Raw genomic sequence first — 23,434 nt, 5'->3', positions numbered from 1 at the left:
ACCGGAGATCGAATGGCAACAGTGGCATCCACCCGCTCCCAGCCCACGCACAAGGAATTTGTCTTCGAATGGGAAGGCAAGGACCGCAACGGCAAGGCGGTGCGCGGCGAACTTCGGGCCGCCGGCGAAAACCAGGTACAGGCTGCACTGCGCCGCCAGGGCGTGCTCGCCTCCAAGATCAAGAAACGCCGCATGCGCTCCGGCAAGGCGATCAAGCCCAAGGACATCGCCATCTTCACGCGCCAGCTGGCGACCATGATGAAGGCCGGCGTGCCCTTGATGCAGTCCTTCGACATCGTCGGGCGCGGCAATGCGAACGCGAGCGTGGCCAAGCTGCTCAACGACATCCGCAGCGACGTGGAAACCGGCACCTCGCTGTCGGCCGCCTTCCGCAAGTTCCCGAAGTATTTCGACAACCTCTACTGCAACCTGGTGGAGGCCGGCGAAGCGGCCGGTATTCTGGAAGACCTGCTGGACCGCCTTGCCACGTACATGGAGAAGACCGAGGCGATCAAATCCAAGATCAAGTCGGCGTTGATGTACCCGACCTCGGTGGTGGTCGTGGCCTTTGTGGTGGTCGCGATCATCATGATCTTCGTGATTCCTGCGTTCAAGCAGGTGTTCACCTCGTTCGGGGCCGACCTTCCCGCACCAACGCTGTTCGTGATGGCCATGAGCGAATTCTTCGTCTCGTACTGGTGGCTGATCTTCGGCGGCATCGGCGGCGGCCTCTACTTCTTCATGCAGGCGTGGAAGCGCAACGAGCGCGTGCAGAAGGTCATGGACCGCCTGCTGCTTCGCATTCCGATCTTCGGCACCTTGATCGAGAAATCCTGCGTTGCACGCTGGACACGAACGCTTGCGACGATGTTCGCGGCGGGCGTCCCCCTCGTCGAAGCCCTCGACTCGGTGGGCGGCGCCTCGGGCAACAGTGTCTATGGCGACGCCACGGCGAAGATCCAGCAGGAGGTTTCCACGGGCACCAGCCTGACCTCGGCCATGACCAACGCCAACCTGTTCCCGTCGATGGTGATCCAGATGACCGCGATTGGCGAGGAATCGGGCTCCATCGACCACATGCTGGGCAAGGCCGCCGACTTCTACGAATCGGAAGTGGACGACATGGTCGCGGGCCTCTCGAGCCTGATGGAACCCATCATCATCGTGTTCCTCGGCACCATCATCGGCGGCATCGTGGTGTCGATGTACCTGCCCATCTTCAAGCTCGGCCAGGTCGTCTGATGCTCGTTTCGAGGGAGTTCGACACCGCGTTCGCCGGTGTGCTGGGGCTATTGATCGGCAGTTTCATGAACGTCGTCATCTACCGCACACCGGTGATGATGTATCGCGACTGGCTCGCCGATGCCGTTGCCAACCTCATGCCGTCGAAGGATGCGCCCTCGCTGTGGTCGCTGGCCTTCGGTCCAAAGGTGTCGCCTCCCGCGGGGCTGGAAGCGGCTGCCGACAAGGCCGCCGCAGTCCTCGAAGCGCAGCCCCCTTTCGACCTGACCCGCCCCGCATCGCGCTGCGGAAACTGCGGGCACAAGATCCGCTGGTACGAGAACATCCCCGTGCTGAGCTATCTCGTGCTGCGCGGGCGCTGCGCGTCTTGCAAGACTTCGATCAGTCCTCGCTACCCGCTGGTCGAACTGGTCACGGGCGCGCTGTTCGCGCTCTGCGCCTGGCGTTTCGGCATCACACCGGCCGGGGTGCTCTGGGCCGCATTCGGCGCCCTGCTGATCTGCCAGTTCCTGATCGATTTCGACACCCAGTTCCTGCCCGACTCGCTCAACTACCCCCTGCTCTGGCTCGGCCTGGTCGGTGCGGCCATGGGCTGGACCGGCGTGCCGCTGAGCTCTGCCGTCTGGGGTGCCGTGTTCGGCTACCTGAGCCTCTGGCTTGTGTACCATGGCTTTCGCCTGGTTACGGGCAAGGAAGGCATGGGCTATGGAGACTTCAAACTGCTCGCCGCGCTGGGCGCCTGGCTCGGCGCCGACTACCTCATCGCGATCATCCTCGTCTCTTCTCTGGTGGGCGCGGTGATCGGTGTGACGCTGCGCGTCGCCGGCAAACTGGCGCACAAGGACATTCCCATCGCCTTCGGCCCCTTCCTGGCCGGCGCGGGCCTCGTCTGCCTCGTGGCGGGCCCCGAAATCGTGAGGCAATGGATTCCGTTCGCCTTTCCCCTCGGCGCACTGATCCATTGACACACCGCATGGTGCGGCGCATCGGCCTGACGGGCGGTATCGGAAGCGGCAAGAGTACCGTCGCGGGGCTGTTGGTCGCCCAGGGGGCGGTGCTGGTGGACACCGACGCCATCGCGCGGGCCATCGCGCTCCCGGGCGGCATTGCCATGCCGGCCCTCGAAGCCGCTTTCGGCGCCGAAATCATTGCCCCCGACGGCGGCCTGGACAGGGCCGCCATGCGGCAGATCGTGTTCGCGGATGCAGGCGCCAAGGCCCGCCTCGAATCCATCCTCCACCCCTTGATCGGCGCCGAAACGCAGCGCCTGGCCGCGGCGGCCGGCGAGGACGCGGTCGTCGTGTTCGATGTTCCCCTGCTCGTTGAATCCGGCCGCTGGCGCGCCCTCGTCGACCGGGTGCTGGTGGTCGACGCCACCGAGGAAACGCAGCTGAAACGCGTCGTCGCACGCTCGGGTTGGGCACCCGAAGCGGTCAAGGCGGTGATTGCCCAGCAGGCCACGCGCCCGGCACGCCGGGCCGCCGCCGATGCGGTCATTTTCAACGAGTCCCTGACGCTGGAGGAACTCGGCCAGCAGGTTCAGGGTCTCTGGGAACGGTGGATTCGGGCAGGCACGCGATAATTTGGCGTTGACGCCGCGACGGCTACACGACGACCACGTCAAACGGCGCACGCCTCAGCGCCCCTCACGATGCTTTTCAATTCGTATTCCTTCATCTTCGTTTTCTTCCCGCTGGTCCTGATCGGCTTCTTCCTGATCGGTACGCGCAGCCCCCGGTCGGCGGCGGGTTTCCTGGCACTGGCGTCACTGTTCTTCTACGGGTGGTGGAGCGTCAAGGCACTGCCCCTCCTGCTGGGGTCGATCTGCATCAACTACTGGTTCGGGCTGCGGCTGACGCCTTCTCCGGGCCGCGAGGACAAGCATCGCAAGGCCTTGCTGATCATCGCGCTGGTGGTCAACCTCGGGGTGCTGGCCGTCTTCAAGTACGCCAACTTCTTCCTGGAAAACGTCGATGCCGGCTTGGCGGCTGCGGGCTTCTCGCAGATCGATCTGGTGCACATCGTGCTGCCGATCGGCATCTCGTTCTACACGTTCACGCAGATCGCCTTTCTGGTCGACTGCTGGCAGGGCAAGGTGCACGAGCGCAGCTTTGTCCACTACGCGCTGTTCGTGACCTATTTCCCGCACCTGATCGCGGGCCCGGTGCTGCATCACGCGCAGATGATGCCGCAGTTCAACAATCCGGCCACCTACCGGTTCAACGCGAACAACGTGGCGCTCGGACTGGGCATCTTCGTCTTCGGCCTGGCCAAGAAGATGCTGATCGCCGACCCGCTGGGGCAGTACGCCGACATGATGTTCAAGGGCGTGCACGAAGGCGTGATGCCCTCGCTGTACACGGCCTGGTTCGGTGTGCTGGCCTACACGCTGCAGATCTATTTCGACTTCTCGGGCTACTCCGACATGGCGGTGGGCCTGTCGCTGTGCGTGGGCGTGCAGCTGCCGCTCAACTTCAGGTCGCCCTACAAGTCGACCAACATGATCGAGTTCTGGCGGCGCTGGCACATCTCGCTGTCAACTTTCCTGCGCGACTATCTCTACGTGCCGCTCGGCGGCAACCGCAAGGGCCCGGCGCGGCGCTACATCAATCTCTTTCTCACGATGCTGCTGGGCGGCCTGTGGCACGGCGCGGCCTGGACCTTCGTCATCTGGGGCGCGCTGCATGGCGCGTACCTGATGGTCAACCACTTCTGGAACGCGAAGGTCCGGCGCGGCAAGACCGGAAGCACGGTGCTCGGCCGCGTGGCCGGCTGGTTCATCACCTTCCTGTGCGTCATGATCGCCTGGGTGGTGTTCCGGGCCGACAGCATGACGGCCGCCGTCGAGATCTACAAGGGCATGCTGGGCCTGCACGGCGCGCCCGTGTCGGCCTTCAGCGAATTCCGCGTACCGTTCCGCAAGCCCGAGTTCTTCCAGACCGTCTTCGCCGGCCTGGTGATCTGCCTGGCGCTGCCGCCCACCATCACGCTCGACCGCTGGATTCCCAACGTCGCGGGCCTGGCCGGACGCCCCCGCCTCCAGCGCCTGGCCACCTGGGTCACGGGCCTGGGCTGCGTCTATCTTTTTGGCCTGTGCGTGTCGAAGTTCGGCAGCTACAGCCCGTTCCTCTATTTCCAGTTCTGAAATGAATCTCCCCCAGGCTTCGCGCACTTCGTGTCGCTTCTCCTACCCCCTCGCCGGGGGCGACGCCGGTGGCCCGGCAAAGCCGGTTCCACGGCGTCCCGCGAATGGAGCATGCCCGGTTCATGCGCTGGAGACCATTCGGAGTGCAGTGGAGAGCTGAGATGGAAGACACGAAATCGGCCAGGACCTGGCTTCGCATCTTCGCCGCGGGCTACCTGGTGTGCTGCGCGCTGCTGGTCGCCAGCCTCTTCACCCCCGTTCCCTACGGCGACCTGACTCGCATCGGCCGCATCTCGGAGCGCGAATTCGGCTGGCAAGTGCCGCCGCCGCCGATTCCCGACGCCGACGTCAAGACCTGGCCAATCAACGAATCCGACATCCTGGTGATCGGCGACAGCTTCTCCGTGCGCTACGCCTGGCAGGCGTCCCTCGTGGGCGCAGGCTACAAGATGACGACCACCCACTGGGACAATCTCGGCGGCACGCTGTGCGACGACTTCCCGGGCTGGCTCGAGAAGTCGGGCTTCAAGGGCAAGGTCGTGATCGTCGAGAGCATCGAGCGCCTGCTGCAGGACCGCATCGAGAAGTCCGAGAGCTGCAAGGCGATGAAGCACGCCTTCAAGCCGACGCCGCCGCCGTTCGAGAACCCGGCCAGGCCCGCGCCCGGCTTCCAGCTCAACTGGGACGCCCAGCTGCTCAGCGGCTGGTTCACGTACCACAACACCAAGGCCATCCTGGCCTCCGACAGCTGGACCAACACGCCCGAGCGCTGGGGCCCGCTGATCGACGCGCGCGTGGTGCCCGATGGCTGCAAGCAGTTCAGCCACCGCGCCTGCGACAAACTGCTGATGACCGCCGAAGACCGCGTCAACGCGGCGCTGACAGCCGAGTCCGCGCAGTTCATGAAGCGCTTCGAGCGCACGGCCGCCCCCTACAAGGTGATGTGGATGGTCGTGCCCAACAAGACCACCGTGTATTTGCAACAAAACCATGCCGATGCATTCCGCGCCGCATTCAACCCGCAAAATATCGGGCCGGACCTGTTTGCGCTGGCCGAGCAGAACCGATTCAAGGTGAAGGATCTTTTCCCCGCCAACGAGACCCACGTTTCGACCCGGGGTTACATTCTTTTTGGGCAGCGTATGCTGGAGGCTGTGCGCGAGGTGTTCCCGCCACCGGTCGCCAAATCGCAATGAGCTCGAACCCGACGTGAAAAACCGATACGCGTGATCCTCTACGAATACCCTTTCAACGAGCGCATCCGCACGTACCTGCGGCTCGAGCACCTGTTTCGCCGCCTCGGCGAGCTGGTGCCCGCTGAATCGCCGCTGTCCCATCACTACGCCCTGGTCACGATCTTCGAGATCATGGACGTCGCCGCGCGCGCCGACCTCAAGGCCGACGTGCTGCGCGACCTCGACAAGCACAAGAACGTCTTCAACAGCTACCGGGGCAATCCGGCCATCGCCGAGGCCGTGCTCGACCAGGTCGTCGGCCAGCTCGAAGGCAACTTCACCGCCCTCAACAGCGTGGCCGGCAAGGCCGGCCAGGCGCTGACGGAGAACGAGTGGCTCATGAGCATTCGCAGCCGCGCCGGCATTCCGGGCGGCACCTGCGAGTTCGACCTGCCCGCCTACTACGCCTGGCAGCACCGCCCCGCCGCCAGCCGCCGCGCCGATCTCGAACGCTGGTCGAACACGCTCTCGCCGCTGGCCTCGTCGATCTACCTGCTGCTCAAGCTGCTGCGCGATGCCGACGTTCCCTACAAGGTGATCGCCAGCAGCGGCCAGTTCCAGCAGAACCTGCCGCAGGGCCGCAGCTTCCAGCTGCTGCGCCTGCGCATCGACCCCAAGCTCGGCCTGATCCCTGAAATCAGCGGCAACCGCCTCATGGTCTCGGTGCGCCTGATGCGCCACGACGCGGACGACCGCCTTCATCAAAGCTCGGACGACGCGCCCTTCGAGCTGACCCTCTGCGCATGACAACGCGGTTGAACAGCAAGGGCGAGCGGATCGTCCGCTGCCCCACATGCGGCGGCGACAGCATCTACGCGCCGAGCAACGCCTACAGGCCCTTCTGCAGCGCGCGCTGCAAGGGCGTCGACCTGGGCGCCTGGGCCAGCGAAGAATTCCGCATGCCGGCCGAAGCGCCACCGGACGACGAGCCTTTCGGCGACCCGAAGATCCAGTAGGCGGCCGCAGGACTACTTGCCGCCGGCGTCCTCGTCGAGCAATGCAGGGTCGACGTACGTCGCAAAGCTGCGTGCGTACCTGGGCCGGAGGTGGCCGATGTCCTTGTAGGCCGGCGAACCGTCGTCGGGCATGCTGCGAATGCACTGGCCGTCGGCGCACAGGCTCGCAAAAGGCTCGATGACCCGTGCGCCGTTGGCCTCGGCCACCTGCTTCAGCCGCGCGTTGAGCACGGCCTGGTCTTGCGGCATCGGGGCCTTGAGCTGTCCGCCGGCGGCCGTCATGCCCCCGAGCCGGCTGCCCTGGATCTGCTTGAGCGGATCGAAATCCATCCCGACCGGATTGCCGAGCACGAGGTAGACCGTCTTGTGCGCCGACAGGCGCTTCAGCACCTCGCCCAGCGACTTAAGCGACAGCTCGATGCCGTCCCCGTTGAGGAACGGGTGCACGGCCTTCCTGTCGTCCAGGAAGTAGTTCACCGTGGGCCCGGCGCCGGTGAAATAGCAGCTCCAGCAGCCCCCGATCACCACCGAATCGATGTCCGGCTTGAGCGCCAGGTCGAGCACGGCCTGGCGCCGCTCCTCGCATCCCGTGTCGGCGCTGCTGAACAGGCCGGGCACGGGCGGGCACGAGCCCTTGGTCGCAAAGTACACCGTGCGGGCCTTGCCGGGCTGCGTGCGCACCAGCTCGAGCGCGCGCGGTGCGTATTGCTCGACGTGGCTGTCGCCGATCAGCAGCACGTTGTGCCTGCCGCTGCCGGTGCGGTAGACGAACTGCCCGCCCAACGCGGTCTCCTCGAAGCCGCCGTAGTAGTTGTCTTCGCGCGTCGCGTCGGCCACCGCCTGCAGGGCCTGGCTGTCGTTGCGCGGAGGAGGCATGCCCAGGAAGACCAGCGCGCCGGCCAGCGCCAGCGCCGCGCCGCCGCCCGCCAGTCCGCGCAGCATGCCTTGCGAGAGATGAAGCTTGACGAAGCGCTCCAGGAAACGATAAGTGGCCCAGGCCAGCACCACCGCCGCCGCCACCAGCACGACGCGCACCTGCAGCGGCGGCTCCCCGCCCGCCACGATGCGCGCATACGAAAGCAGCGGCCAGTGCCAGAGGTACAGCGGATAGCTGATCAGCCCGATCCACACCATGACGCGGTTCGACAGCAGATACCGGTTGAGCACGCCGTTGGGACCGGCGGCGATGCAGCTCACCGCGCCCAGCACCGGCAGCAGCGCCCACCAGCCCGGAAACGCCTTGGTGCTGCGCGTCATGAAGAGGCCGAGCACGATCAGGCCCATGCCGACGACGGACTGCGCATGCTTCGTCCACGGACGCGGTTGCGCCGAACCATTGCTGGCGGCCTGCAGCCGCATCGCCGCCAGCAGGCCGCCGGCCATCAGCTCCCACGCACGCGACAGCGGCGAATAGAACGCCGCCGCGCGGTGCGGCTGCACGGTCAGCACGTTGACCAGGAACGAGATCACCGCCACCGCCAGCGTCACGCGCAGCATCGGCCAGCGCCTGCGCCAGGCCAGCCCCAGCAGCAGAGGCCAGAAGATGTAGAACTGCTCCTCGATGCCCAGCGACCACAGATGCAACAGCGGCTTGGTCTCGGCCGTCGCATCGAAGTAGCCCGCCTCACCCAGGAAGACGAGGTTGGCAAAGAAGGCGGCCCCGCCGGTGGTCTGCTTGCCGAGCTGCGAGAACTCGCCCGGCAGCAGCACGTACCAGCCGAAAGCCAGCGTCGCGAGCAGCACCAGCACCAGCGCAGGAAAGATGCGCCGGATGCGCCGCGCATAGAAATCGCGGTAGCTGAAATCGCCCGCGGCCAGGCTCTGCAGAAGAATGGTCGTGATCAGGAAGCCCGAGATCACGAAGAAGATGTCGACCCCGATGAAGCCGCCCGGCAGCAGGCTCGGAAAGGCGTGGTACGCCAGCACCGAGCCCACCGCGATGGCACGCAGGCCGTCGATGTCGGGGCGGTACTTGGGATGCATGGTTGGCGAAGGCCCGCTCAGCGCGACGGCTGCTGCGCGGCAGGCGCGGTGCGCACCGTGCGGTCGAAGTAGCTCGCCTCTTCCCGGGTGTAGCGCGGACGCAGGTGGTCGGCGTCCTTGTAGGCGGGCGAACCGTCGGGCATCGTGCGCAGGCACTGGTCGGCCTTGCACAGCACCGCCATCGCGTCGATGGCTTCGGCCCCGCTCGCGGCTGCGATCGCGCGCAGCCGGTCATTGAGCTGCTTCTGGTCGGCCGGCAGCGGCGCCGTCGGCGTCGAGGTCATGACCTCCATGTGCGTCAGGCGGCTGCCCTCGATCAGGCGCTTCGGCGAAAACTCCGTGCCGGCGGGGTTGTCGAGCAGCAGGTAGACCTTCTTGCGGCGCGCCAGCTCGCGCAGCGTGAACTCCATCGAAGCCAGCGAACGCTCGATGCCGTCGCCGTTCTGGAACGGGTGTACCTTGTTGCTGCTGTCGCGGAAGTAATAGTCGGTGGCGCCCTGGCCGACGAAGTAGCAGTTCCAGCAGCCGCCGATCACCACCGAGTCGACCTCGGGGCCCAGCGCATAGGCCAGCATCGCGTCGCGCCGCTCGGCGCAGCCGATGTTCTTGTCCGCGTACACGCCGGGCACGGCGGGGCAGGCGCCCTGGGTCGCAAACCAGGCCGACTTGCCTTCCATCGCCAGCGTGCGTGCGAGTTCCATCACGCGCGGCGCGTACTGCTGCACGTGGCTGTCGCCCAGGAACAGCACCCGCCTGGGCCCGCCACCGACCTTGTAGATCAGTTGCTCGCCGATCTGGTCGAGCTTGAAGCCCCCGTAGTAATCGGCGTCCAGCGTGGCGTTGGCCACGGTCTGCAGCTTGGGGCTGCTGTTGCGCGGCTCGGGCACGCCCAGGAAGATGGCGGCGCCCGCCACGGCCACCAGCACCATGCCGGCGCCCAGCGCCTTCAACGTGCCTGCACCCGGGCGATTCCTCGCGAAGCGCTCCACGAAGCGGTACGTCGCCCAGGCCAGCAGCACGCTCGCCACCAACGCGGCGGCGCGGTAGGCCGGCACCGGATGCAGCGGATCGGCTTCCACGATGCGCACGAACGCCAGCAGCGGCCAGTGCCACAGGTACAGCGGATAGCTGATGAGGCCGACCCACACCATCACGCGGTTCGACAGCAGGTATCTGTTCAGCACGCCGGCCGGCCCCGCGGCGATGCAGCTCACCGCGCCCAGCGTGGGCAGCAGCGCCCACCAGCCCGGGAACGCCTTGTTGCTGCGGATCATCACCAGCCCGAGCACGATCAGCCCGACGCCCAGCACCGATTGCACATGGCTGCGCCATGCACTCGGCGCTGGCGGCTTCAGCCGCATGCAGGCCAGGATGCCGCCGACCATCAGCTCCCAGAAGCGGGAGGCCGGCGAGTAGAACGACGCCGCCGGCAGCGGGTGCACCGTCGCCACGTTCACCACGAACGAGACCGCCGCCACCGCCAGCACCACGCGCACGATCGGCCAGCGCTTGCGCCATGCGAGCCCAAGCAGCAGTGGCCAGAAGATGTAGAACTGTTCCTCGATGCCCAGCGACCACAGGTGCAGCAGCGGCTTGGTTTCGGCGGCCGTGTCGAAGTAGCCCGATTCCCCCCAGAACACCAGGTTGGCGACGAACGCCGTGCCGCCCACGGTCTGCCTGCCCAGCTCGCCGAACTCGTCGGACAGCAGCAGGTACCAGCCGGCAAGCAGCGTTGCCAGCAACACCACGATCAGTGCCGGAAAGATCCGCCGGATACGCCGCTCGTAGAAGTCGCGGTAGGTGAAGTCGCCCGCCGCGAGGCTCTGGAGAATGATGGTCGTGATCAGGAAACCCGAGATCACGAAGAAGATGTCGACCCCGACGAAACCGCCCATCAGCGTCTTCGGGAAGGCGTGATAGACCAGCACGGAGCCCACCGCGATGGCGCGCAGCCCGTCGATGTCCGGACGGTACTTGGGGTGCATCAATCAGGAAGCCGGCGCGACAACCGGCGGCGCCACGAACGGCAGGCCACGCTCTTCGCACAGCCACTGCAGCACCGGGAAGGCACCCGGCAGCACCGGCGCCACCTCCAGCGGCAGCTGTTGCCAGGCCATCTGCTGGCCCTCGCGCATCTCGAACTCGCCGCTCCAGGCCGTGACCTTGCACCAGTGCAGGCGCACCAGCGCATGCGGGTAGTCGTGCTCCGTGACCTTCCAGACTTCGGCGCCGTCGATGGTGATGCCGAGCTCTTCATGCAGCTCGCGCCGCAATGCCTCTTCGACCGTCTCGCCCGCCTCGATCTTGCCGCCGGGAAACTCCCAGTAGCCCGCATAGGCCTTGCCTTCGGGCCGGGTCGAGAGCAGCAGTGCGTCGTCGGACAGGCGGATCAGCACGCCAACCGCGACCTCGGTGTGCTTGCGCGCTTCGGTCACGCGTTGCTCCGGCCCGCGTAGTCGCGCGCGAACTGGTAGGCCACGCGGCCGCTGCGCGAGCCGCGCTCCAGCGCCCAGACCAGCGCCTCGGGCCGCGCGGCCTCGATGGCAGCCTTGTCCACGCCGAACGACGAAAGCCACTGCGCGACGATCGCCAGGTACTCGTTCTGGCTGAAGGGATAGAAACTCACCCAGAGGCCGAAGCGCTCCGACAGGGAGATCTTTTCCTCGATCACTTCGCCCGGATGCACCTCGCCATCCTCGGTGTGGGTGTACGAGAGGTTGTCCTTCATGTACTCGGGCAGCAGGTGGCGCCGGTTGCTGGTCGCGTAGATCAGCACGTTGGGCGTCGAGGCCGCGATCGAGCCGTCGAGGATCGACTTGAGCGCCTTGTAGCCCGGCTCGCCCTCGTCGAAGCTCAGGTCGTCGCTGAACACGATGAACTTCTCGGGCCGCTGCGAGACCACCTCGACGATGTCGGGCAGGTCGGTCAGTTCGGCCTTGTCGACCTCGATCAGGCGCAGGCCCTGCGGCGCGTAGGCCTGCAGGCAGGCGCGGATCAGCGACGACTTGCCCGTGCCCCGCGCGCCCGTCAGCAGCACGTTGTTGGCCGGCTTGCCTTCGACGAACTGGCGGGTGTTGCGCTCGATCTTTTCCTTCTGGACGTCGATTTCCTTCAGGCTGTCGAGTGCCATCGCGGCCACGTGCTTCACGGGCTCGAGCACGCCGTGGCCCGAGCTGCGGCGGCGGTAGCGCCAGGCGATCGACGCGTTCCAGTCGGCGGGCGCGGCCAGGGGCTGCGGCAGGATCGACTCGATGCGGCCGATCAGCTGTTCGGCGCGCTCGAGCAGCTTCTGGAACTGCTCGTTCATCTGCGCCCGCCCGGCCGTTCGAAGGGCGTAGAGCGCCCCCTCGGGGGGCAGCGACGACACGAAGTGCGGAGCGTGGGGGTCATCAGGATCTGTAGTCGGCGTTGATCGTCACGTATTCGTGGCTGAAGTCGCAGGTCCACACGGTCTCGCTGGCATTGCCGCGGCCCAGGCCGATGCGCACAGTGATCTCGCTCTGCTTCATCACGCGCTGGCCGTCTTCCTCGCGGTACGACGGGTTGCGCCCGCCCTTGACCGCCACGTGCACATCGTCGAGGAACAGGTCGATGCCGGTCTGGTCGAGGTCGGCAATGCCCGCGTAGCCCACAGCCGCGAGGATGCGGCCCAGGTTCGGGTCGCTGGCATAGAAGGCCGTCTTGACCAGCGGCGAATGCGCCACCGCGTACGCCACCTGCCTGCACTCGGCAGCGTCCCTGCCGCCGTCGACCTGGATGGTGATGAACTTGGTCGCGCCTTCGCCGTCGCGCACGATGGCCTGCGCCAGCTGGCGCGCCACATTCTGCATCGCGGCCACCAGCGCTTGGCCATCGGCCGAGTCGAGCGAGGTGATGGGGGCGTGCGCCGCCTTCTGCGTGGCGATGACCACGAACGAGTCGTTGGTCGAGGTGTCGCCGTCGATGGTCACGCGGTTGAACGAAGCGTCGGCCAACAGCTTGGCCAGCGGCTGGATCAGCGAGGGATCGATCTTCGCGTCGGTCGCCATGAAGCCCAGCATGGTCGCCATGTTCGGGCGGATCATGCCGGCACCCTTGCTGATGCCGGTGATGGCGACCGTGGCACCGCCGATCTGCACCTGCTGGCTGAAGGCCTTGGGGATCGTGTCGGTGGTCATGATGCCCTCGGCCGCGCGCGCCCAGTGGTTCGCATCGGCATCGGCCAGTGCGGCCGGCAGGCCCGCCTCGATGCGGTCGACGGGCAGCGGCTCCATGATCACGCCGGTGGAAAACGGCAGGATCTGCTCGGGCGCGATCTCCAGCTTGCGCGCGAGCGCAATGCAGGTGGAGCGCGTGCGCATCAGGCCGTCTTCGCCCGTGCCGGCGTTCGCATTGCCGGTGTTGATCACCATCGCACGGATGCCGTAGTTCGCGGCCAGGTGGTCGCGGCAGACCTGCACCGGCGCGGCGCAGAAACGGTTCTGGGTGAACACCCCGCCGACCGCCGAGCCTTCGTCGATCAGCACGACCGTCAGGTCCTTGCGGTTGGCCTTTCGTACGCCTGCTTCGGCCACGCCGATGCGGACGCCGGGCACCGCGAACAAGGCGGCAGGATCGGGAGCGGACAGGTTCACTGGCATGGCGATTTCTCTAACGAATGGGTTGCGGGGTCAGCTGAGCTTGCCGTGGCACTGCTTGTACTTCTTGCCACTGCCGCAGGGGCACGGATCGTTGCGGCCGACGCGCGCGAAAGCCGCGGCCTCCGCGCTGAGCGCGCCCAGGCCGGCAGCCGCGATGCGGCGCTGGTTTTCCTCGTCGACGCGGATCTCGACCTCGCCCGTCTCGGTCGGTGCCGAGTAGGTGATGTTCGAGACGTTCTCGCCACGGTTTTCCATCGCTTCCGCGGCTTCCTCGAGCTGCTCGCCCGACTGCACGCGCACTGTCATCAGCTGGCGCGTGACTTCGTTCTTCACCGAGTCGAGCAGCTGGCCGAAGAGCTCGAAGGCTTCGCGCTTGTATTCCTGCTTGGGCTGCTTCTGCGCATAGCCGCGCAGGTGGATGCCCTGGCGCAGGTAGTCGAGCGAGGCCAGGTGTTCGCGCCAGTGGGTGTCGATGCTCTGCAGCAGCACCATGCGCTCGAACTGGGTGAAGTTCTCCTGGCCGATCAATGCGACCTTGGCGTCGAAGGTTTCGTTGGCGTTCTTGAGCACCTTCTCGACGATGTCATCGTCGGCGATGGCGTCCGAGGCTTCGACTTCCTTCTTGAGCGGCATGTCGATGCCCCACTCGTTGAACAGGCTCTTCTCGAGCCCGTCCAGGTCCCACTGCTCTTCGACCGATTCGCTGGGCACGTACTGGCGCACGAGGTCGGTGAAGCAGCCTTCGCGCAGCGCCGCGATCTGCGCCGTGAGGTCGCCCGCATCGAGGATGTCGTTGCGCTGCTGGTAGATCACCTTGCGCTGGTCGTTCGACACGTCGTCGTATTCGAGCAGCTGCTTGCGGATGTCGAAGTTGCGCGCCTCGACCTTGCGCTGCGCGCTCTCGATGCTGCGCGTGACGATGCCGGCCTCGATGGCTTCGCCGTCGGGCATCTTCAGGCGGTCCATGATCGCCTTCACGCGGTCGCCCGCGAAGATGCGCATCAGCGGATCGTCCAGGCTCAGGTAGAAGCGCGAGGAGCCCGGGTCGCCCTGGCGGCCCGAACGGCCGCGCAGCTGGTTGTCGATGCGGCGCGATTCATGGCGTTCGGTCGCGATGATGCGCAGGCCGCCGAGCGACTTGACGAACTCGTGGTCCTTGGTCCACTCGGCACGCACGTGCTCGATGTCGGCCTGCTTGGTGGCTTCATCGCGGCCTTCGTCGTTCTCGATCGCCTCGATCATCTTCTCGATGTTGCCGCCCAGCACGATGTCGGTGCCGCGGCCGGCCATGTTGGTCGCGATGGTGATCATCTTCGTGCGGCCGGCCTGCGCCACGATGTCGGCTTCGCGCGCATGCTGCTTGGCATTCAGCACCTGGTGCGGCAGGCCCACCTGCGTGAGCAGGCCGTCGATGATTTCCGAGTTTTCGATGGACGAGGTGCCCACCAGCACCGGCTGGCCGCGCTCGTAGCACTCGCGGATGTCCTGGATGGCCGCCTCGTACTTCTCGCGCGTCGTCTTGTAGACGCGGTCGAGCTGGTCTTCGCGCTTGCTGACGCGGTTGGGCGGGATGATGACGGTCTCGAGGCCGTAGATCTCCTGGAACTCGTAGGCTTCGGTGTCGGCCGTGCCGGTCATGCCGGCCAGCTTGCCGTACAGGCGGAAGTAGTTCTGGAAGGTAATGGAAGCCAGCGTCTGGTTCTCGGCCTGGATCTCCACGCCTTCCTTGGCTTCCACGGCCTGGTGCAGGCCGTCGCTCCAGCGGCGGCCCGTCATCAGGCGGCCGGTGAATTCGTCGACGATGACCACCTCGCCCTGCTGCACCACGTAGTGCTGGTCGCGGTGGTACAGGTGGCGTGCACGCAGCGCCGCATTCAGGTGATGCATCAGCGTGATGTTGGCCGGGTCGTAGAGCGATGCGCCCTCGGGAATCAGCTTCAGCTCGCCCAGGATGCGCTCGGCATTCTCGTGGCCGTCTTCGGTCAGGAACACCTGGTGCGTCTTCTCGTCGACCGTGAAGTCGCCGGGCACCGTGACGCCCTCGCCCGTGCGCGGATCGGCTTCGCCTTCCTGCTTGGTGAGCAGCGGCACCACCTTGTTGATGGCAAGGTAAAGGTCGGTGTGGTCTTCGGCCTGGCCGCTGATGATCAGCGGCGTGCGGGCCTCGTCGATCAGGATCGAGTCCACTTCGTCGACGATCGCATAGTTCAGCCCGCGCTGGACCCGGTCGCCGGGCTCGTAGACCATGTTGTCGCGCAGGTAGTCGAAGCCGTATTCGTTGTTCGTGCCGTACGTGATGTCGCTGCGGTAGGCCTCCTGCTTTTCCTCGCGCGGCATCTGCGGCAGGTTGATGCCCACCGAGAGGCCGAGGAAGTTGTAGAGGCGGCCCATCCAGGTCGCGTCGCGGTTGGCCAGGTAGTCGTTCACCGTGACCACGTGCACGCCCTGGCCCGACAGCGCATTCAGGTACACCGGCAGCGTGGCGGTCAGCGTCTTGCCTTCGCCGGTACGCATTTCGGAGATCTTGCCGTTGTGCAGCGCCATGCCGCCGAGCAGCTGGACGTCGAAGTGGCGCATCTTCATGACGCGCTTGGAGCCTTCGCGCACGGTGGCGAAGGCTTCCGGCAGCAGGTCGTCGAGCGTTTCGCCCTTGGCGATGCGGTCCTTGAACTCCTGTGTCTTGGCGCGCAGCGCATCGTCGCTGAGCTTCTCGAACTCGGGTTCGAGCGCATTGATGCGTTCCACCGTCTTGCGATACTGCTTGAGGAGCCGGTCGTTGCGACTGCCGAAGATCTGGGTCAGGAAGTTGGTTGCCATTGGGTGGAGATGGGCGGGCGCCTGATACGGCAGGCACTGCGACCGGATTCCCTAAGATATGGTGAAAGCAGTTGGGCGCGCCCGCTTCAAAATCAAGCTTGAAAGCAAGCGGCCTTTTTCCGGCGCGAACGCCGGCAAACCGGGCATTTTAGCTGTCTTGTTTCTAACCCCTGGATTACCCATGTATCGCCGCACGCCCCCTCCCATCTCGCTGCAGGACGCAGCGGAAGGCTCGCCCACCCTGGGCAGCCTGATGGCGCGCGCACGCGACGCTGCGGAGCGGCTCAAGGCCGTCGAGGGATTGATCCCGCCGGCCATGCGCAGCGCCATCCAGGCCGGACCCGCAGAGGGCGACGTCTGGTGCCTGCTGGTCAAGGGCAGCGCCGCGGCCGCCAAGCTGCGCCAGCTGTCGCCGATGCTGGTGACGCGGCTCAAGAACCGGGGATGGGACGTGGCGACCATCCGGATCAAGGTTCACACCGGACGCTGACAGCCCGCCAATGCCCGGAGTTTGATGTTTTGTCTGGAAGTAGATAATATTTCCAAATGACATCCGCGATCGCGCCTTCCAATGCCCAGCTCCTGCTGCTCGACAAGCACCAGGTCGACACCCTCCTCTCCCCCGACGACGTGCTGCAGGCCGTGCGCGAGGCCTTCGTGCTGCACAGCGAACGCGAGGGCCGCGTCTTTCCGGTCGTGCGCGAGCCGCTGCGCACGGGTGGGGTGTTCGGCATCAAGTCCGGCGACGTGCAGGCCCAGGACCTGCTCGGCTTCAAGGCCGCCGGCTTCTGGCCGGACAACCGGCAGCGCGGCGGCGAGCCGCACCAGGCGACGATCCTGCTGATCGACCCCGCGACAGGCCGGCCGCTGTGCGTCATCGACGGCAACACGGTGACGACCGTGCGCACCGGTGCGGCAGGCGGGCTCGGCCTGCAGCAGCTCGCACGTGCCGACAGCACGCGGCTGTGCCTCTTCGGTACCGGCGTACAGGCGCGCATCCAGCTCGACTTCGCGCTGCGGCTGATGCCCTCGCTGCGCGAGGTTCTTTATGTGAGCGCAAACGGCCAGCGCAATGCGGCGTTCGAGGCGCATTTCGCCGGCCGCTGCAACATCGCGCCGGCCACCGACCGCAACGCTGCAGTCGCCCGGAGCGACATCGTGATCACCGCCACCCCGGGCGGCGGCGGCGCGCTCTTCGATCTCGAAGCCGTTCGGCCCGGCACGCACCTGAACTGCGTCGGCGCGGACACCCGGGGCAAGCGCGAACTTCCCGACGGCCTGCTGCCGCGCGTGCGGCTGTTCGTCGACGACCGGACGCAGGCGCAGCAGATCGGCGAAACCCAATGGGCGCCCGACACGGCATGCATCGAACTGGGCGACCTGCTGAGCGGCAAGACGCCCTTCGAGCGAGCCGTCGCCGACATCACCGTCTTCGACATGACCGGCCTCGCGCTGCAGGACCTGACCGTCGCTCGCCTGCTGCATGCGCGCGCCGACGAAACGGGAACGGGCACACGCATCGCGTGGCCCTGGTAGTGCTGGCTACACGGCGACGGCGGCGCCGAACAGCTCGGTCATGAACTGCGTCGATTTCAGGCCAGTGCCTGTCAGCAACGCGACCGTCGTCTCGCTGGCCTTGATGTCGCCGCGCTGCGCCAGCACCTCGATGGCCGCCGCTGCCGAGGCGGACGTCGGCTCCGCGTAGAGCCCGCTCGCTGCCAGCCGGCGCACCGCCGCCGCGATCTGCTCCTCGGTCAGCGCCACCGTCTTGCCATCCGTCTCGCGCAGCGCCTGCAGGATTTCCTGCAGGCGCACGGGCCGCCTGATCGCCGTGCCTTCGGCAATCGTCGGCCGCACGATGCGCTCCACCAGGGTCTCGGCACCCGCCATGAAGCTCGCATCGATCGGCGAGCAGTTCAGCGGCTGCGCCACGAAGATGCGGGGCAGCTTCGCGATCTGCCCCGCCGCCAGCAGTTCCTTGAAGCCGATCCAGCAGCCGAGCACATTGCTGCCCGCGCCGGTCGGAATCACGACGTTGTCGGGCGCGGTGAAGCCCAGGTCTTCCCACAGCTCGTAGGCCAGCGTCTTCGTACCCTGCAGGAAGAACGGATGCCAGTTGTGGCTCGCGTAGAAGATCGATTCCGACTGGCGCACCGCCTCGTATTCGGACTCTTCGCGCCGCCCCGGCACCAGCTGTACCTCCGCGCCGAAGGCCCGGATCTGCGCCACCTTCGGCGCGGGCGTGTAGCTCGGCGCGAGCACCTTCACGCGCATGCCCGCCGCCGCGCCGGCCGCCGCAATCGCCGCGCCGCCATTGCCGGAGCTGTCTTCCAGCACCGCATCGACGCCGATCTGCCGCAGGAAAGACATCATCACCGCCGCGCCTCGGTCCTTGAAGCTGCAGGTCGGATTGAACCACTCGAGCTTGAAGTAGGGCTCGAAGCCGCCCCACCGCTTCTGCACCAGCGGCGTGCAGCCTTCGCCCATGCTCGCGGGCTGCTCGATCGCCACGGGCAGCGCCGCGCGGTAGCGCCACAGCGAGCGGACGCGCGAATCGATGTCGTCGCGCCCGATGCCGGGCAGCGGCGTGACCATCATCGGGTGGCCGTCGTCGGAGCGCCATCGGCGTTCGGACAGGTCGTAGTGCCTGCCGGTGCGGGGATCGACATAGCGTGCGCGTTCTCTCGCGGTCATTCGCGGGCTCCAGTACAAAATTAGATAATACATCCAACACTGTACTTTTTGTATTAATTGGATTGTCCGTCCAGAGCTGGATACATTCCACGGCATGAAGAAGAAGCCGAACAAGCAGCTCCTGGACATGCTGCGCAACATGGCCGAAGGCCTGGGCCAGACCTTTGCGCCCTTCTGCGAAGTGGTGGTGCACGACCTGAGCAACCCGAAGAACGCGATCTACGCCATCGAGAACAGCCTGAGCGGCCGCGAGGTCGGCCAGCCGGTCACCGAGCTGGGCCTCGCTCGCATCCGCGACCCGGAGTTTCCGGCGGTGATCGCGAACTACGCCAACACCTTTCCCGACGGGCGCAAGGTCAAGAGCACGTCCATCGGCATCAAGGACGACAGCGGCGAATACGTGGCCGCGCTGTGCCTCAACGTCGACCTCACGCTGTTCCAGAGCTTCCAAGGCGCGATCTCGCAGTTCACGAAGATCGACGACAAGGATGTGCACGAGCACCTCGAGAGCGGCGGCAACCACTCGGACCGCATCCACGCGCGCATCGACGAGTTCGCGGCGTCGCGCGCGACCACGTCGCGCTCGCTGAAGCCCGCCGACCGCAAGCAGCTGGTGCAGGAACTGAAGAAGGCCGGCATGCTGGAGGTCCGCCGGGGCGCCGAGATTGCCGCGGCGCACATGGGCGTGTCGCGCGCCACGGTCTACAGCGACGCGAAGTAAGGGGCTCGCCTTCTACTGCGGCTGCAGGCCGAAGGCTAGACAGGACGGTCGGGCCAGCTCGGATCGCCGGCCGCGCTGGCGGTCAGCATCAGCACCACATGCGCGTCGGCCGCGACGGCGTTGCTCTCGCGCAGCTGCCGCAGGGCGGCCAGGCCGCCGGCCGCGCACAGCTCGGCGCTGATGCCGGACGCCGAGAGCAGCCGGCGCGCGGCGCGCGCTTCGTTGTCGCCCACGACCACCGCGCCGCCGCCCGTCGCGGCGGCGGCCTGCCATTGCAGGTAGGTGACGGTGGCTCCGGCGGTGGAGAACTGCGCGGTGTGGCCCGGGTAGCTGTCGTTGAGGGGGCCGCCCGCGAGCACGCGCGCCAGGCGCGGGAACGGCTCCACGAGCCAGAGCTTCGGCAGGCGTGCGATGCGCCCCGCGGCCAGCAGGTCGCGAAAGCCCGCGTAGATGCCCCAGGCCAGGTCGCCGCGCGCGGTGGGAATCACGATGTGGTCCGGTAACCCGCCATCGGCCACGCATTCGAGCGCGATCGGCTTGTAGCCTTCGATTGCCAGCGGCGCGCTGCCCAGCGCGGGCAGGCGGTAGTTGGTCAGCGCAAAGTAGCCGGGGTGCTGCGCACGCTCGCGCACGAAGGCCCAGCGGCCCGCGTTGTCGGCGAACACATAGCGCCGCGCGCCGAGTGCATCGAGCTGCCGCGCACAGGTGGCCGGCATGCCTTCGTAGGTGGCCACTTCGCAGCCCAGGCCCGCGGCCCATGCATAGTGCGCCGCCGACACGGCCGCGTTGCCCGACGAGGCCAGCACCAGCGTGTGGGCGTCGAAATCGAGCGCCTGCGCCACGCCCACCGCGGTCATGCGGTCCTTGTGCGAGCCGGTGGGATTGCAAGACTCGTCCTTGATGGCCAGCCGACCCACGTCGAACTGCCGCGCCAGCTCGGGCACGTCCTGCAGCGGCGTCTGCCCTTCGCCCAGCGCGAAACCGGAGGTGTAGGGCATGGGCATCGCTTCGGCACTGCCGGACAGGTAGCTGGCGCGCAGCGCGACGTGAAGGCCTCCGCGCCTGCACGGGGGACATCCGTCGTGCGCCAGCGCGAGGGGGAAGAGCGCATCGCACCGCAGGCACTGCAGGCCGCGCAGGTTCGGGTTGCGCACGGGCCTGGGTGTCCGATTGCGTGCCGCCATGCCCAAGGGGTTGCCCGAAGGATGAGCCGCGGAATCGAGGGGAGGAGCAGCGAACTTGAAGTCCAGCACGGGCGATGTCGTCACGGGATCAGGCATGGGAGGTTGTCACCAAATCTTTTGCAGTCGGAATCAAAAATTGCGCAGGGCCGGATACTCGATCGACAACCAGGCCCATCGATGGGATTCGCGGAAATCGGATACAGCGCCTCCTGCGGCAGGCTCACTTCCAGGTGAATTCGTGGTTCAGCCCGATCGCGAAGCCGCGCACGCCCTGCGGCCCGGTGCGCGACGCGCTCACGTCCACGCTGATCAGCGGCGTGAGGCTGAAACGCCCGCCGATGCGCGAAGTCCAGACGCCCGCCGCACGGTTGCGTTCTGCGATGAGCGACACGGTGTCGTTCAGCGCCCATTCGACGCCCACGCCGCCGCGCGGCGTGCGAAGGCCGGTGCCCAGCGCCCAGTCGGCACCGAAGTTGACATGCACCTGCAGGCTGCTGGCCGGGCGCCACGTCATCGGCACGACGAACTGCCCACCCATGCGGCCGCCGCGCCGCAGGTCCGAGACGATGCCGGCCGACACGGCGGCGCTGAATGGCGCATCCGCCGCCTGCCCGTAGAAGTTCCATTTGACCTGCGGCCCGCCGGTGACCGAGTGCACGCCCTGCATCGAGGTGCGGTCGAAGTTCAGGCCCAGCTCGATGGGACCCACCCGGCAGGCGGGCCCGAGGTGGAACCCCGTGACCGGCTCCGTGCCCGTGCGGCTCCACCAGGTCTCGTACTGGCATTGGCCCGGGTCGAGCGTGCTGGCGTCGTCCACGTCGAAATGGCCGGCGGCTCGTGCGCCAGGACTCGCGCCCAGGCTCACGAACAGGCAGGAAGCAGCAAGCATCCAGCCGCGGCATGTCGGTCGGGTTGTTGTCCTGTTGTGCCTGTTGTTCTTCATCGCGCGCGTCCGGTGGACCTTGAACCATTCTAGGGACGCTGCAAGCAGGCGCCATGACACGGCGCGGGGAACCGGCGGCCATCGAACCTCAGATCTCGAACTGCGGCTGCAGCTCGCGGATGCGCTTGATGGCCACGCCGGCCGCGGCTGTGCGCGTCTCCACGCCGAGCTTCACGTACACCCGCTCGAGGTGCTTCTTGGCGGTGGCCGGGCTGCTGCCGAGGATCTCGCCGATGTCCTTGTTGGTCTTGCCCTTGACCACCCAGTACAGCACCTCGGCCTCGCGCGCCGTGAGCTTCAGGCTCAGGCTCATGGCCTCGATCACGCCGGTGTCGGACACCTCGCGCATGACGATCATCCACTCGTCGCCGTCGTCGTCGCTGCTGGTCTGCTGGTGCAGGCGCAGCGTGAGGCTGCTGGCGCCCTGCACGATGGACAGCGCCGGCGGCTCGATGCCGCGCTGGCGCGCGTCGGGCGTGTGGCTGCGCAGCCATTCGAGCACCGCGGGCGGTGTCTCGGGCGCGCGCGTGTCGCAGTAGCGCTGCAGCAGGTCGCGCGCGAGGGCCGTCTGCCAGATCAGCCGGCCTTCGGGCAGGCGCACGGTGATGCTCGCGTAGCCGAAGGCATCGAGCGCGTTGCGCGCCTGCCCGGCCTGCCGCGCGTCCTGCCGCGCGCGGCGCGCGCCCTGCAGGTGCACGTTCATGCGCGCGAGCACTTCCTTCGGCTTGATGGGCTTGGTGACGTAGTCGACGCCCCCGGCTTCCAGCGCGGCCACGAGGTGCTCGGTCTCGGTGAGCCCGGTCATGAACACGATGGGAATGTGCGACGTGGCCGCATCGGCCTTGAGCCGGCGCGCCACCTCGAAGCCGTCGATGCCCGGCATCATCGCGTCGAGCAGCACGATGTCGGGCCGCGCCTGGGCGGCGCGCTGCAGCGCCTGTTCGCCGTTGGTGGCGATGAGCACGGTATAGCCCGATTCGTCGAGCGCGTCGTGCAGCACGGCGAGGTTGTCGGGCACGTCGTCGACGATCAGCACGAGATCGCTGTTGGCGCCCTGCTGCTCGCGCAGCGTCCTGGCGAGCGGCGATGTTTCCGCGGCGGGAGGTGGCGCCTGTGTCATGCGGCGCTTTCGACGGCGTCGGCGAGCGCACGGCTCATGGCTTCGAACTGGAACTGGCGCGCCAGCGTGCGCTGGGCCTCAGTCCATGCACTGCATTCGGGCTGCGCCGCGTCGATGGCGTCGAGCTGGTTCATGATGCCGCGGAAGTAGCCCAGCCCCACTGCCTCCTCGAGCACGCGCAGGCGCTCCAGCGAAGGTGGCAGCAGCGGGCGCGCAACTGCAACCGGCGCAGGCCCGGCGGCGGTGTCGGTCCATTGCAGCCCGAGCCGGCGTTCGAGCCAGTCGAGCAGCTCCGAGTGGCGCACGGGCTTCACGAAGAAGTCTTCGGGCGCAATGCCCACGTCGTTGTCGAGCCCCTTGTCGAAGGCGTTGGCCGAGACGATGGCCACCGAGGCCTCGGTCAGCCCCAGCTTGCGCGCGCGGCGAATCGTCTCCCAGCCGTCGATGCCAGGCATCGCGAGGTCGACGAACATCGCGTCGGGCCGGTAGCCGGCGGCGATGAGGTCCAGCGCATCGTGCCCGCTGGCCGCGCTGCGCAGTTCGAAGCCCAGCGGCGCGAGCACATGCCCCAGAAGGTCGCGGTCGGCCTCCTCGTTGTCGACCACCAGCAGGCGGCGGCGCGGGCCTTCGTAGCCGCGCCGCCCGCGCTGCACCGGCAGCGGGCGGGCGGGGGCGGGCCAGGGGGGGGGGCCGCCCGGGCGGGGCACGGGCCCCCCGCACACCCCGCCCCCCCCCCGCCGGGGGGGGGCCGGGAAAAAGCCCCCCCGCAGGGGGG

Annotated in this window: 21 protein-coding genes; 10 read left to right on the top strand and 11 right to left on the bottom strand. The window is 67.2% G+C overall.

The window, feature by feature from the left end:
- Positions 1-12 precede the first annotated feature (12 nt).
- The 7 genes from ACCD11_RS16990 to ACCD11_RS16960 all read left to right on the top strand — a co-directional run bounded on the left by ACCD11_RS16990 (position 13) and on the right by ACCD11_RS16960 (position 6,578).
- On the top strand, positions 13-1,242 hold the full coding sequence (locus tag ACCD11_RS16990; RefSeq protein ID WP_007833240.1) for a type II secretion system F family protein: 1,230 nt from the start codon (positions 13-15) through the stop codon (positions 1,240-1,242).
- Positions 1,242-2,207 (top strand): prepilin peptidase, encoded by a 966-nt coding sequence (locus ACCD11_RS16985; RefSeq protein WP_056594048.1) that lies wholly within the window; start codon positions 1,242-1,244, stop codon positions 2,205-2,207. Before ACCD11_RS16990 ends, ACCD11_RS16985 begins: the two co-directional genes overlap by 1 nt.
- Positions 2,208-2,215: 8 nt before the next feature.
- The gene (gene coaE, locus ACCD11_RS16980) at positions 2,216-2,824 is read left to right on the top strand and encodes a dephospho-CoA kinase (RefSeq protein ID WP_007833238.1); all 609 of its coding nucleotides are present in this window, start codon (positions 2,216-2,218) and stop codon (positions 2,822-2,824) included.
- A gap of 69 nt (positions 2,825-2,893) precedes the next feature.
- Positions 2,894-4,387 carry an MBOAT family O-acyltransferase gene (locus ACCD11_RS16975; protein WP_413314775.1) on the top strand — a complete coding sequence of 498 codons (1,494 nt, stop codon included), beginning with the start codon at positions 2,894-2,896 and terminating at the stop codon, positions 4,385-4,387.
- A 161-nt stretch (positions 4,388-4,548) separates the two neighbouring features.
- Complete coding sequence (locus ACCD11_RS16970; RefSeq protein WP_007833234.1) at positions 4,549-5,583, top strand: hypothetical protein; 1,035 nt, start codon at positions 4,549-4,551, stop codon at positions 5,581-5,583.
- Positions 5,584-5,613: 30 nt separating this feature from the next.
- On the top strand, positions 5,614-6,369 hold the full coding sequence (zapD, locus tag ACCD11_RS16965; protein ID WP_413314774.1) for a cell division protein ZapD: 756 nt from the start codon (positions 5,614-5,616) through the stop codon (positions 6,367-6,369).
- Positions 6,366-6,578, top strand: coding sequence for a DNA gyrase inhibitor YacG (locus ACCD11_RS16960; RefSeq protein ID WP_007833230.1), 213 nt, complete (start codon positions 6,366-6,368; stop codon positions 6,576-6,578). Before zapD ends, ACCD11_RS16960 begins: the two co-directional genes overlap by 4 nt.
- Positions 6,579-6,590: 12 nt before the next feature.
- On the opposite strand, the gene ACCD11_RS16955 is transcribed toward ACCD11_RS16960, so the two are convergent.
- From ACCD11_RS16955 to secA, 6 genes are all read right to left on the bottom strand, one after another.
- On the bottom strand, positions 6,591-8,561 hold the full coding sequence (locus ACCD11_RS16955; RefSeq protein WP_413314773.1) for an acyltransferase family protein: 1,971 nt from the start codon (positions 8,559-8,561) through the stop codon (positions 6,591-6,593).
- A 17-nt stretch (positions 8,562-8,578) separates the two neighbouring features.
- A complete protein-coding gene (locus ACCD11_RS16950) occupies positions 8,579-10,546 on the bottom strand; it encodes an acyltransferase family protein (protein WP_413314809.1) in 1,968 nt (655 codons plus the stop codon).
- 3 nt (positions 10,547-10,549) lie between these two features.
- Entirely contained in the window at positions 10,550-10,996 is a 447-nt protein-coding gene (locus tag ACCD11_RS16945; RefSeq protein ID WP_413314772.1) for an NUDIX domain-containing protein, read from the bottom strand.
- A complete protein-coding gene (locus ACCD11_RS16940; protein WP_042673371.1) occupies positions 10,993-11,868 on the bottom strand; it encodes an ATP-binding protein in 876 nt (291 codons plus the stop codon). Before ACCD11_RS16940 ends, ACCD11_RS16945 begins: the two co-directional genes overlap by 4 nt.
- Before the next feature lie 82 nt (positions 11,869-11,950).
- A complete protein-coding gene (gene argJ, locus ACCD11_RS16935) occupies positions 11,951-13,180 on the bottom strand; it encodes a bifunctional glutamate N-acetyltransferase/amino-acid acetyltransferase ArgJ (protein ID WP_413314770.1) in 1,230 nt (409 codons plus the stop codon).
- 30 nt (positions 13,181-13,210) lie between these two features.
- The gene (gene secA, locus ACCD11_RS16930) at positions 13,211-15,997 is read right to left on the bottom strand and encodes a preprotein translocase subunit SecA (protein WP_413314768.1); all 2,787 of its coding nucleotides are present in this window, start codon (positions 15,995-15,997) and stop codon (positions 13,211-13,213) included.
- A gap of 181 nt (positions 15,998-16,178) precedes the next feature.
- On the opposite strand from secA, the gene ACCD11_RS16925 reads away from it, so the two are divergent.
- Together ACCD11_RS16925 and ACCD11_RS16920 are read left to right on the top strand one after the other, a co-directional pair.
- Positions 16,179-16,487 carry a hypothetical protein gene (locus tag ACCD11_RS16925; RefSeq protein ID WP_007833220.1) on the top strand — a complete coding sequence of 103 codons (309 nt, stop codon included), beginning with the start codon at positions 16,179-16,181 and terminating at the stop codon, positions 16,485-16,487.
- Positions 16,488-16,543: 56 nt separating this feature from the next.
- Positions 16,544-17,533 (top strand): ornithine cyclodeaminase family protein, encoded by a 990-nt coding sequence (locus ACCD11_RS16920; RefSeq protein WP_413314767.1) that lies wholly within the window; start codon positions 16,544-16,546, stop codon positions 17,531-17,533.
- 6 nt (positions 17,534-17,539) lie between these two features.
- Here the strand turns inward: ACCD11_RS16920 and ACCD11_RS16915 are convergent, their stop codons facing one another.
- Entirely contained in the window at positions 17,540-18,691 is a 1,152-nt protein-coding gene (locus tag ACCD11_RS16915) for a threonine synthase (protein ID WP_413314766.1), read from the bottom strand.
- Between the two features lie 94 nt (positions 18,692-18,785).
- Between ACCD11_RS16915 and ACCD11_RS16910 the strand changes: the two genes are divergently transcribed.
- Entirely contained in the window at positions 18,786-19,412 is a 627-nt protein-coding gene (locus ACCD11_RS16910; RefSeq protein ID WP_413314765.1) for a transcriptional regulator, read from the top strand.
- Between the two features lie 35 nt (positions 19,413-19,447).
- Here ACCD11_RS16910 and ACCD11_RS16905 read toward each other — a convergent pair whose 3' ends face one another.
- The 4 genes from ACCD11_RS16905 to ACCD11_RS16890 all read right to left on the bottom strand — a co-directional run.
- Positions 19,448-20,692: a threonine synthase gene (locus ACCD11_RS16905; protein ID WP_413314764.1), complete on the bottom strand. Its 1,245-nt coding sequence runs from the start codon at positions 20,690-20,692 to the stop codon at positions 19,448-19,450.
- A gap of 124 nt (positions 20,693-20,816) precedes the next feature.
- On the bottom strand, positions 20,817-21,485 hold the full coding sequence (locus ACCD11_RS16900) for a hypothetical protein (RefSeq protein WP_413314763.1): 669 nt from the start codon (positions 21,483-21,485) through the stop codon (positions 20,817-20,819).
- 142 nt (positions 21,486-21,627) lie between these two features.
- Entirely contained in the window at positions 21,628-22,659 is a 1,032-nt protein-coding gene (locus ACCD11_RS16895; RefSeq protein ID WP_413314762.1) for a response regulator transcription factor, read from the bottom strand.
- Positions 22,656-23,434 (bottom strand): response regulator (locus ACCD11_RS16890; RefSeq protein WP_413314760.1); only part of this gene is annotated, 779 nt, incomplete at its 5' end. The genes ACCD11_RS16895 and ACCD11_RS16890, both read right to left, overlap by 4 nt.

It is taken from the genome of Variovorax sp. Varisp36 (assembly GCF_047304235.1).
Classification (GTDB): Bacteria; Pseudomonadota; Gammaproteobacteria; order Burkholderiales; family Burkholderiaceae_C; genus Variovorax.
This window is presented reverse-complemented; position numbering and strand designations above follow the sequence as displayed.